The organism is Caulobacter sp. GW456-12-1-14-TSB4 (assembly GCF_059424195.1).
Window position 1 is genome coordinate 1 of sequence record NZ_JBWKZF010000061.1, and the last position, 9065, is coordinate 9065.

13 protein-coding genes and 1 pseudogene are annotated in these 9065 nt (G+C 68.4%); 6 read left to right on the plus strand and 8 right to left on the minus strand.

All coding sequences use genetic code 11. From position 1 onward, the window contains the following. Nucleotides 1-43: 43 nt before the first annotated feature. Complete coding sequence (locus tag AC07YH_RS26360) at nt 44-421, minus strand: VOC family protein (RefSeq protein WP_494749854.1); 378 nt, start codon at nt 419-421, stop codon at nt 44-46. A gap of 137 nt (nt 422-558) precedes the next feature. On the opposite strand from AC07YH_RS26360, the gene AC07YH_RS26365 reads away from it, so the two are divergent. The 3 genes from AC07YH_RS26365 to AC07YH_RS26375 all read left to right on the plus strand — a co-directional run bounded on the left by AC07YH_RS26365 (nt 559) and on the right by AC07YH_RS26375 (nt 3637). After that, nucleotides 559-888 (plus strand): PadR family transcriptional regulator, encoded by a 330-nt coding sequence (locus AC07YH_RS26365; protein WP_494623602.1) that lies wholly within the window; start codon nt 559-561, stop codon nt 886-888. A gap of 35 nt (nt 889-923) precedes the next feature. Continuing rightward, the gene (locus AC07YH_RS26370) at nt 924-1895 is read left to right on the plus strand and encodes a hypothetical protein (RefSeq protein ID WP_494749855.1); all 972 of its coding nucleotides are present in this window, start codon (nt 924-926) and stop codon (nt 1893-1895) included. Between the two features lie 539 nt (nt 1896-2434). Continuing rightward, nucleotides 2435-3637, plus strand: a complete 1203-nt coding sequence (locus tag AC07YH_RS26375) for a cell wall hydrolase (protein ID WP_494749856.1) — start codon at nt 2435-2437, stop codon at nt 3635-3637. On the opposite strand, the gene AC07YH_RS26380 is transcribed toward AC07YH_RS26375, so the two are convergent. Further along, nucleotides 3597-4427, minus strand: coding sequence for an SDR family oxidoreductase (locus AC07YH_RS26380; RefSeq protein ID WP_494749857.1), 831 nt, complete (start codon nt 4425-4427; stop codon nt 3597-3599). The two genes, AC07YH_RS26375 and AC07YH_RS26380, sit on opposite strands and share 41 nt — an antisense overlap. 187 nt (nt 4428-4614) lie before the next feature. Next, nucleotides 4615-4800, minus strand: a complete 186-nt coding sequence (locus tag AC07YH_RS26385; protein ID WP_494749858.1) for a YegP family protein — start codon at nt 4798-4800, stop codon at nt 4615-4617. 159 nt (nt 4801-4959) lie between these two features. On the opposite strand from AC07YH_RS26385, the gene AC07YH_RS26390 reads away from it, so the two are divergent. Next, nucleotides 4960-5511: a DUF1003 domain-containing protein gene (locus AC07YH_RS26390; RefSeq protein WP_494749859.1), complete on the plus strand. Its 552-nt coding sequence runs from the start codon at nt 4960-4962 to the stop codon at nt 5509-5511. A gap of 9 nt (nt 5512-5520) precedes the next feature. On the opposite strand, the gene AC07YH_RS26395 is transcribed toward AC07YH_RS26390, so the two are convergent. Continuing rightward, entirely contained in the window at nt 5521-5871 is a 351-nt protein-coding gene (locus AC07YH_RS26395) for a DUF3147 family protein (RefSeq protein ID WP_494749860.1), read from the minus strand. Nucleotides 5872-5922: 51 nt separating this feature from the next. On the opposite strand from AC07YH_RS26395, the gene AC07YH_RS26400 reads away from it, so the two are divergent. Then, entirely contained in the window at nt 5923-6543 is a 621-nt protein-coding gene (locus AC07YH_RS26400) for a DJ-1/PfpI family protein (protein WP_494749861.1), read from the plus strand. Nucleotides 6544-6558: 15 nt separating this feature from the next. On the opposite strand, the pseudogene AC07YH_RS26405 reads toward AC07YH_RS26400, so the two are convergent. The 4 genes and pseudogenes from AC07YH_RS26405 to AC07YH_RS26420 form a co-directional block, all read right to left on the minus strand. After that, a pseudogene (locus tag AC07YH_RS26405) lies at nt 6559-6660 on the minus strand (hypothetical protein); the annotation flags it as partial. A 25-nt stretch (nt 6661-6685) separates the two neighbouring features. Next, nucleotides 6686-6937 carry a hypothetical protein gene (locus AC07YH_RS26410; protein ID WP_494749862.1) on the minus strand — a complete coding sequence of 84 codons (252 nt, stop codon included), beginning with the start codon at nt 6935-6937 and terminating at the stop codon, nt 6686-6688. Nucleotides 6938-7039: 102 nt separating this feature from the next. Continuing rightward, on the minus strand, nt 7040-7216 hold the full coding sequence (locus AC07YH_RS26415) for a hypothetical protein (RefSeq protein WP_494749863.1): 177 nt from the start codon (nt 7214-7216) through the stop codon (nt 7040-7042). A gap of 100 nt (nt 7217-7316) precedes the next feature. Then, a complete protein-coding gene (locus AC07YH_RS26420) occupies nt 7317-8261 on the minus strand; it encodes a GlxA family transcriptional regulator (protein WP_494749864.1) in 945 nt (314 codons plus the stop codon). Between the two features lie 97 nt (nt 8262-8358). Here AC07YH_RS26420 and AC07YH_RS26425 point away from each other — a divergent pair, with 97 nt between their 5' ends. Then, nucleotides 8359-9039, plus strand: coding sequence for a DJ-1/PfpI family protein (locus AC07YH_RS26425; protein ID WP_494749865.1), 681 nt, complete (start codon nt 8359-8361; stop codon nt 9037-9039). Nucleotides 9040-9065: the final 26 nt, after the last annotated feature.

The window sequence follows — 9065 nt, forward strand, 5'->3', positions numbered from 1 at the left end:
CTCCGCGACAGCTCCCCCAGCGGGGGAGCATCTGCGTGGCGTCTCAATAATTCCCCAAACTCAGCACGTTCCCGTCCGGGTCCTTGAACCACACCACCCGCATCCCGCCGGCCACGTGGACGTCGCCGTCATGGCCCATCCCCGGCAGGTCGTATTTCTCGAACACCACGCCCCGGTCCCGCAGCATCTCGACCGCCGCGTCGAAGGTCTCGCCGAGAGCCCAGGTCAGGACCGTCGCCTTGTTGGTCCCCGCGAACTGCGACTCGTAGACCAGCACCAGCGACTTGCCGGCCTGGAAGGCCTGGACGCTCTCCTGGTCGGAGGGCAGGGGCTTGAGGCCCAGGATCTCCTCGTAGAACGGCCGCGCGACCTTCAGGTCCTTCACCGCCACCGTCGCCTGGGCGTCCTGATCGCCGAGCATCCAAGATCCTCCGTCCTGCTTGCCGGAGAAAAGCGTGAGCGCGAACCGCGTTCCGTGGCCGTTGACTCCCGATCATACTGTATGACATACAGTGTGTATCGCACACCATGTGCCACACACTATGCGACGCACACCCAATGCCAACCGATACGGACATCTTTGAATCGCTCCGCCAGGAGCTGCGGCGGGGCAGCCTGATCCTCGCCGTCCTCGCCCAGCTGCGGGAGGAGCGGTACGGCTACAGCCTGCGCCAGGCCCTCTCGACCGTGGGCGTGGAGATCGACGAAGGCGCGCTCTATCCCATGCTGCGCAGGCTGGAGACCCAAGGGCTCCTGGCCAGCGAATGGCGCGAGGAAGACAAGCGCAAGAAGCGTTTCTACCAGCTGTCGGACGAGGGCCGGGCCGTGCTGGCCCGCCTCGCCGGCGAATGGCGCGCGATCAACGCCGCCCTCGAGCCGCTGCTGTGAGCGCGGCCTCTCACCATTCTTACGGGGAAAAGACCATGAGCGATCTGATCGATCGTTATCTGGCGGCCGTGGCCGCCCTGCTGCCGAAGGCTTCGCGCCAGGACATCACCGCCGAGCTGCGCGACCTGATCATGAACAAGGTCGAGGAGTATGAGGCCCGCCTGGGACGTCCGCTCGACAAGCGCGACATCGAAGCGCTGCTGCACGAGATCGGCCACCCGATCGCGGTGGCCGGCCGCTACGGTCCGCGCCAGTCGCTGATCGGGCCCGAGCTCTACCCGTTCTGGGAGTTCGCGGTGAAGGTGGTGCTGGTCATCGCGGCGCTCGCGACCTTCGTCCCCGGCGCGGTGTTGCTGGTCATTGGCGACGCCGACGCCCATCGCGTCAGCGGCCTGCTGGGTGACTTCACCTCCCTGGCCTTCAGCCTGATCGGCGCGGCCACGATCATCGCCGCCTCCATCGAGCGCGGCTGGATCAAGGTCGATGACTTCGCCAAGTGGAAGGTCGCCGACCTGCCGCAGCTGTCCGACGCCAAGCCGTGGTTCAGCAAGAGCCGCTTCGACGCGGTGTTCGAGCTGGCCGCCTTGTCGCTGTTCGTCGGCTGGTGGACGGGGGTGGTGAAGTTCCCGATCGGCAACATGTTCGACGCTGGGCGTGGCGACCTCACGGTGGTCTTGTCTCCAGTGTTGACCACGCTGTGGTGGCCGATCCTGGCCCTAGCGCTGCTGCAGATGCTGTCGGCCGCCTTCACGGCGATCCGGCCGGGCGCGGTGCGGGTGCGCGCTGTAGCGGAGATCGTCTGCGCCCTGGGCGGCATCGCCCTGGCCGCCGTGCTGTGGCCGGCCCAGCCGCTGCTCACCTTCCAGGCCCCGGACGGCGCCTATGCCGCGATCGGCAACCTGCAGCGCAGTGTCGACCTCTCGATCCAGGTGACGCTCGTGGTGCTGGCGGCGGTCAATCTGACGACGCTGGTGATCAACGGCTGGCGGCTGGGACGGGGGAAGTAGCCCTCCCTTTGTCATCCCGGGCGAACCCCGGCGAAAGCCGGGGGTAGACCCGGGACCGCCACAGACTCCGAGCTTCCTGCGGTCCCGGATCGGCGCGCCACGCGCTTGTCCGGGATGACAGTTGGGGCCTCCGAACGTCCGTGTTCAGAGTCTTCGTTGACCACGAATGTTAAGGCTCATGTCGTCGTCGAGTAACGATGCGGCGGCGCCGAAGAGGCTTCAGAAATCGTCGAGCACAGGTCCGGTAAGGCTTTTCCATCCACAAAAAAACGCCGCTCGCGGTCGTCCAGCTTTTCGCTTTGATTCAACGCGTTAACAATTCGACTGTGCGACTTCTAGGCGCGGAAGCCATGTTGCAGCGCAGCAAGTGCTTGCGAGTCGGTCATGGATACGTCATAAGCCGCAACAAGCAGGATCTTGGCCACAGCGTGATACGGCCTGTCCTCCGCTTCGAAGGGTTCCCCGCCAGTGAATTTACGGGGGTTTCGGAGCGATTTTGTCGGGGGGCCGGAGCGCCCTCGCCGCGCAGGACGCTAGTTTTGTATATCAAGTCGCAGACGCGCGCGGACGCGCGCGGGCTGGTCGGCGCCGTATTGGTCGGATCCATCACGGGTCTGGCCCTGGGCGGCGTTTACCTTCTGGGTGGCCTGGCTCAATCGGCCTCCACCCACGCCCGCGTCGCCCGATTGGCGGAAGGCGCTTCGGGGGATTTCTCCGACGCGGCCATGCTCAGCGCGTCTACGCGTATGGACCCCGGCGCGCTCGCCGTGGCCAAGCGTCACGATCCGTATCTCTTCGCCGCCGTCGAACGCGGCGATCGCCAGACCGCCCAGTTGGCCGCGCGTCTGGAAGGCAATTCCCAGGCCCTGCTGCCCAACCAGAGCGGCCGCACCGGTCCTCTGATGCTGCGCGCCAGCTTCGGCAGCGGATTCAACGTCCCGGGCCCCAGCCTGTTCCAAGGGCCGTTCCAGCTGGGCAACGCCCTGGAGAGCTCGCGCGAGCTCGAGTGCCTGGCCGACGCCGTCTATTACGAAGCCCGTGGCGAGACCCCCAGCGGCCAGGCGGCCGTGGCCCAGGTGGTGATGAACCGCGTGCGCCACCCGGCCTTCCCGAAGTCGATCTGCGGCGTCGTGTTCCAGGGCGCGGTCAACCGCACCGGCTGCCAGTTCAGCTTCGCCTGCGACGGCTCGATGCGCCGCGCCCGCGACATCGGCGCCTGGAGCCGGGCCCGCAAGGTCGCCTCGCGCACCCTGGCCGGGACCATGCCCAGCGAGGTCGGTTCGGCCACGCACTTCCACACGATCAATGTCTCGCCCGGCTGGGGCCCGCGCCTGCTGCGCGTCGCCCAGGTCGGCATGCACATCTTCTACCGCTTCGGTCGTGGCGGCGCCGCCAACTACGCGCCCTCGCGTCTGCCCAGCGCCGACGACATCGCGCCTTCGGAAATCGCCAGCCTGACCGCTGACGGCCGTCCGCCGGTGGTCTACGCCGCCAGCGCCATCGGTCGCCTGGAGCAGGTCTCGACGGCGCCCGGCATGGGCGGTCCGGTCGGCGCGCAGGTGACCGAGCCGGCCTCGGCCCCGATCGCCACGGCCCCCAAGGCGCCGGCGACGTCCATGACGTCGGTGAAGACGATGAACGCCCCCTCGGCCGCCCCGACGGCGACCAAGGTCTCGTCGGACCGCGCGCCGCTGGAAGGCCTCAAGACGACAGTAGGGGCTGGGAGCGGAGCCGCTTCCTAACGGCGCCTGCCATGTGGCTGGTGGCGAAGCGCATCTGTTTCGCCCGCTTGCCCACGAAGTAATGCAGTTGCTTGCCGTGGGCGGCGTCCCAGACCACCTGGGCGGCGTCCTCGACGGGATAGACCTCCAGCCCGCCCTTGCGCAGGGCGTCGGCCATCTGCTCGTTGGTGCCTGAAGCGCCGGCGTTCAGGATCGGGGTCTCGACGAACCACGGCATGACGCAGGCGACGCTGACCCCGTGCTGGGCGTATTCGACGTCCAGCGCCTCGGACAGGCCCCGCACCGCGAACTTGGTGGCCGAATAGACCGCCAGCTTGGGCGAGCCGTACAGCCCCGCGCATGAGGCGATGTTGATCAGCCGCCCGCCGGCGCTCTTCAAAAGCGGCAGGCCCGCCCGCGCGCCGTTGATCACGCCCTTGATGTTGACGTCGATCTGGATGTCGCAGTCGGCGTCGGAGAGATCCTCCAGCACCCCGAACCGAGCGACGCCGGCGTTGTTCAGCAGGACATCGGCCTTGCCGCCGGTCTCCTTGCCGAATTCACCGAGAGCATTCGCCCAGGCCTCCCGGTCGCGGACGTCCAGCGGGTGGATCGAGCCGTTATCGGGGCCGATCGCCTGGAGCGCGGCTGACAGTCCGGCCTTGTCGATGTCGGAAAGGCCGACGAACCAGCCGGCGCTCGCGAACCGCTTGGCGCAGGCCAGGCCGATGCCGCTGGCGGCCCCGGTGATGAAGATCGATTTCCGGCCGTTGGCAGGCATGCGCGGCTCCTCCCGTATCATTGTTATCAATGATCAGAGACCCGCAGAGCCCGAGCGGTCAAGCCGTGGATTTCTCCTCCCCCTCTTGGGGGAGGGGGACCGCCGAACGGCGGTGGAGGGGGCCAGCCGCAGCGCCAATTGGGCCGCACCAGCCCCCTCCGTCACGCCGCGCTTCGCGGCGCGCCACCTCCCCCATGAAGGGGGAGGAGAGCCGAGGTCATCCCTCGACGGTCTGGTCGTCGATCTCGGCCCCAGGGCCGTTCTTCAGGATCGACTCGATGGCGTTCTTGGCCGAGGCCTTGGACGAATAGCCTTCGGTCCAGAAGATGTTCTCGCTGTTGTAGACGAAGTAGGCGACGAACTCGCCCGCCTTGTTCTTCTTGATCACGAACTTATGGGCCATCGGCTTTCTCCTTGAACAAAGATCGAAAGGTCATCGGCCCCACCCGACATGCGGACGGTCGCCTTGCCGACATGTCGCTGTCAATCGCGACCTTGTCATGACTTGCCAGGCTTGGCCGCGCACGCCGATGATCCGGCTTCCCTTCCGCGTGAGTCCGCCATGTCCCTGGAACGTCTCGACCAGCTGTCCCGCGAGCTGCTGAACCAGCCCTATGCCGAGCTGGCCGAGGTGCAGCGGCGGGTCATCGACCGCATCCTGCACGAGGAGCCGTCCGAGCAGCCCGACGAGGACGAGGACTCGACCTTCTGGACGCGCCTGGCCGACCGGGTGGCGGCGATCGGCGGCTCGTGGGGCTTCATCGGCGGCTTTGGCCTGGCGCTGGTCCTGTGGATGGGCGGCAACCTGCTGCTCACCCCGTTCAAGCACGCCTTCGACCCCTATCCGTTCATCTTCCTCAACCTGCTGCTCTCGACGCTGGCGGCCATCCAGGCGCCGGTGATCATGATGAGCCAGAACCGCCAGGCGGCGAAGGACCGGCTGACCGCCGAGCACGACTACGCCGTCAACCTGCGGGCCGAGCTGGAGATCATGCGGGTCATCGACAAGCTGGACGCCCTGCGCGCCGAGGAACTGATGATCCTGTGCCGCGACCACGCCGCCCGGCTGGAGGCGCTGCAGGACGAGGTGGCGCGGCTGCGGGCGGGGCGTTAGGCTCCGCGTCTAAAGCTTCAGCCCCACCTTCGGTCCCATCCACACCATCGCCGCATACAGCGCCATGGTCAGCGCGCAGCCGGCGACCAGCGCCGCCCAGAACGGCGCGCCGCGCTTCAGCAGCGCTGGGATCAGCAGGAACATCGGCAGCGACGGCAGCACGAACCAGAACGTGCCGCTGGCGTGGGCCGCCATCCGCGCCGGGTCGTGGGTGTCGCGCCACAGCCAGATCATGCCCAGCACCGAGACCAGCGGCAGCGACGCCACCAGGCCGCCCAGGCCCGGATAGCGCTTGGCGATCTCCGACACGGCAGCGACGATGACGCCCGAGACGGCGGCCTTGATCACGAGGTACAGCATGTCGCCAGCCTGGACCGATCCGAGGTCCTGGCCAAGCGGCGGAGACCTCCCATGCAGATCGCGGTGCTGACCTTCGACGGCTTCAACGAGCTGGACTCGTTCATCGCCGCGGCGATGTTGAGCCGCATGAAGGCCAAGGGTTGGAAGGCGCATATCACCAGCCCGACCGAGACCGTGACCTCGATGAACGGCGTGGTGGTCCACCGCCAGCAGCCGCTGGAGTTCGCAACCGAGGCCGACGCGGTGCTGATCGGCAGCGGGATCAGGACGCGCGAGGTGGCGGCCGACGCTGACCTGCTGAGCCGTATCCAGCTGGACCCGACGCGGCAACTGATCGGGGCCCAGTGCTCGGGCACGCTGATGCTGGCCAAGCTGGGTCTGATCGGCGACTTGCCGGCCTGCACGGACCTGACCACCAAGCCCTGGGTAATCGAGGCGGGGGTCAAGGTGCTGGACGCGCCCTTCGTGGCGCATGGGAATGTCGCCACGGCCGGCGGCTGCCTGTCCTCGCAATATCTGGCGGCGTGGATGATCGCCCGCGCGGCCGGTGTGGCCGACGCGGAGGAGGTGGTGCGCTACGTCGCGCCGGTGGGCGAGAAGGAGGCCTGGGTCGAGCGGGCTTTGGCGGTGGTGTCGCCGTTCCTGTTGGCCAGCGACGCGGCGGCGGCCTAAGCCGCAAATCTTCTTGTCATCCCGGCCGTAGCGAAGTGGAGAGCCGGGGCCCAGGGGCCGGCGCAATGCGGTTGCCCCTGGGTCCCGGACAGCCTCTGCGAGGCTTCCGGGATGACAAGTTCTGGGAACTCAACGCTTAGATTTACCGCCAGACGTAGCGGCAGACGTTCACCCGGTGATGGTGACGCCACTCGCGGTGGCAGACCCGCACCTTGTGGGGACGATAGTGGCGACCGCGGTCGTAGCGGACGCGCTCGTAACGGCCGCGATCGTGATGGCGCTCGTAACGGTCGTGACGATCGTACCGGTCGTGGGCCCCCGCCGTCGCCGGGACGGACAGGGCCAGGGTGGCGGCCGCCAGGGCGGAAAGGCCCAGCAGTTTCGCGACGCGCATATTGTGCTCCAAGATCGAATAGTCCCTCGATCCCGAAACGCACGATACGGCCACGATGTTGCGAGGCGATGTCCGATTGTACGGCCGCGCTGTGATCAAGCCCTAGCGGCGGGTGACCCAGTGGCAGGCCCGAACCTTGTGGCCGTGGTGACGCTCCCACTTGCAGACCTTCACCTTGTGCGGGCGGTGGTGCGGGGCGGCGGTGACGGCGGTGGGGATAGCCAGGGCGAGGCTGGCGACGGCCAGGGTGGTGACGCCCAGCATCTTCGCGACGGTCATGTGGTGCTCCAGGTTCTTAGAACAGTGATGTCCCCCGACGCGGGCACCGTCCGCGCGCAATGTTGCGGGCCTGTTTCGGCTCTGTAGCCTTCATAAGAGATTAGGTGGCAACCTTCGCCGAGCGCCGCAGCGCCTGGGGCGGCTGGCCGAAGGCGCGGATGAAGGCCCGGCGCATCCGCTCGCTATCGCCAAAGCCCGTCTCCAGCGCCACGTCCTCGACCTGCAGCGGCTGGCTGTCCAGCAGGGCGCGGGCGGCCTCGACCCGCAGGCGCTCGACGGCCTTGGCGGGGGTGACGCCGGTCTCCTGAGCGAACAGGCGGGCGAAGTTGCGTGGACTCATGGCGGCGCGGTCGGCCAGTTGCTCGACGCTGAGGCTCTCCGCCAGGTTCTGGCGAGCCCAGGAGAGCAGGGCGTCGAACCGGCCGGGCCGCAGGTCGATCAGGGCCGAGAACTGCGACTGCCCGCCCGGGCGGTGGTGATAGACCACCAGCTGCTGGGCCGTGCGGCGGGCGATGGCCTCGCCCTCGTCGGCGCCGATCAAAGCGAGGGACAGGTCGATGCCAGCGGTGATGCCCGCCGAGCTCCACACCGCGCCGTCCTGGATCCAGATGCGGTCGGGCTCCAGCTTCACGCCGGGATAGCGGCGCTGGAAGTCCTTCGTCCGGCTCCAGTGGGTGGTGGCGCGCTTGCCTTCCAGCAGGCCGGCCTCGGCCAGGACGTAGGTCCCCGAGCACACCGAGGCCACGCGGCGGCAGTCGCGGGCGGCGGCGCGGACGAAGGCCAGGGTCTCGGGGCAGGTGGCCGGGACCTTCACCCCGTCTCCGCCGGAGATCAGCAGGGTGTCGAGGCGCGGCGCGTCGGCCAGGGCGGTGGTCTGGATGGTCACGCCGGACGAGCTGGGCGTCGGCTCGCCGCGCAGGGAGAGGAAATGCAGGCTGTAGGCCCCCGGCGAGAACCGCCCGGCGATCTCGAAGGCCGCGATGGGGCCGGTGGCGTCCAGCAGCTGGAAGCCGGGATAGACGAGGAAGCCGATCGCGCGGGGCATGCCAGAAACCCTTGGCTGTTTCCGTGGGAACTATGTCATTTCTGACAGACGCTAGCTGAACGATGTTCTCTCCGCAATCGTGACGGAGACCACCTCGATGACCCAGTCCCTACAAATCGTGATCGCCCTGTTCCCGGGCGTGACCCACCTGGACTTCACCGGCCCGCACCAGGTGCTGTGCCGCCTGCCCGGCGCCAAGGTGACCGTGGCCAGCCTGGCCGGCGGCGAGATCGAGGCCGACGGGCTGGTCTTCGCGCGGCTGCCGAAGCTGTCGGATATCGAGGCCTGCGACGTGCTGCTGGTGCCCGGCGGGTTCGGGACGACGCAGGCGATGGGCGACATGGATTTCATCGCCGAGATCCGGCGGCTGGCGGATGGGGCCCGGTACGTGACCTCGGTCTGCACCGGCTCGCTGGTGCTGGGCGCGGCGGGGCTGCTGAAGGGCAGGCGGGCGGCGTGTCACTGGGCGTGGCGGGACCAGCTGGCGCTGTTCGGGGCGATCCCCGATCCGGCGCGGGTGGCGCGGGATGGGCGTTACATCACCGGCGGCGGGGTGACGGCGGGGATCGACTTCGCCCTGACCATGGTGGCCGAGCTGGCCGGCGAGGAGATGGCCCAGAGCATCCAGCTGGCGGTGGAATACGCGCCCGCCCCGCCGTTCGACGCCGGGCGGCCGGAGACGGCGCCGGAGGGGGTGCTGGCGCGGGTCAGCGCGATCTACGGCAAGGGGATGCCGGAGCGCAGGGCGGCGGCGGAGAAGGCGGCGGCCACGGTTTGAGCCCTCCCCCTTGATGGGGGAGGGTT

Excerpts from the sequence above, each read along its gene's own strand:
- AC07YH_RS26415 (WP_494749863.1), bottom strand. The coding sequence starts at position 7,216 with ATGACCGTCGCGAAGATGCTGGGCGTCACCACCCTGGCCGTCGCCAGC.
- AC07YH_RS26400 (WP_494749861.1), top strand. The coding sequence starts at position 5,923 with ATGCAGATCGCGGTGCTGACCTTCGACGGCTTCAACGAGCTGGACTCG.
- AC07YH_RS26410 (WP_494749862.1), bottom strand. The coding sequence starts at position 6,937 with ATGCGCGTCGCGAAACTGCTGGGCCTTTCCGCCCTGGCGGCCGCCACC.
- AC07YH_RS26360 (WP_494749854.1), bottom strand. The coding sequence starts at position 421 with ATGCTCGGCGATCAGGACGCCCAGGCGACGGTGGCGGTGAAGGACCTG.
- AC07YH_RS26395 (WP_494749860.1), bottom strand. The coding sequence starts at position 5,871 with ATGCTGTACCTCGTGATCAAGGCCGCCGTCTCGGGCGTCATCGTCGCT.
- AC07YH_RS26420 (WP_494749864.1), bottom strand. The coding sequence starts at position 8,261 with ATGCCCCGCGCGATCGGCTTCCTCGTCTATCCCGGCTTCCAGCTGCTG.
- AC07YH_RS26385 (WP_494749858.1), bottom strand. The coding sequence starts at position 4,800 with ATGGCCCATAAGTTCGTGATCAAGAAGAACAAGGCGGGCGAGTTCGTC.
- AC07YH_RS26390 (WP_494749859.1), top strand. The coding sequence starts at position 4,960 with ATGTCCCTGGAACGTCTCGACCAGCTGTCCCGCGAGCTGCTGAACCAG.
- AC07YH_RS26425 (WP_494749865.1), top strand. The coding sequence starts at position 8,359 with ATGACCCAGTCCCTACAAATCGTGATCGCCCTGTTCCCGGGCGTGACC.
- AC07YH_RS26370 (WP_494749855.1), top strand. The coding sequence starts at position 924 with ATGAGCGATCTGATCGATCGTTATCTGGCGGCCGTGGCCGCCCTGCTG.
- AC07YH_RS26365 (WP_494623602.1), top strand. The coding sequence starts at position 559 with ATGCCAACCGATACGGACATCTTTGAATCGCTCCGCCAGGAGCTGCGG.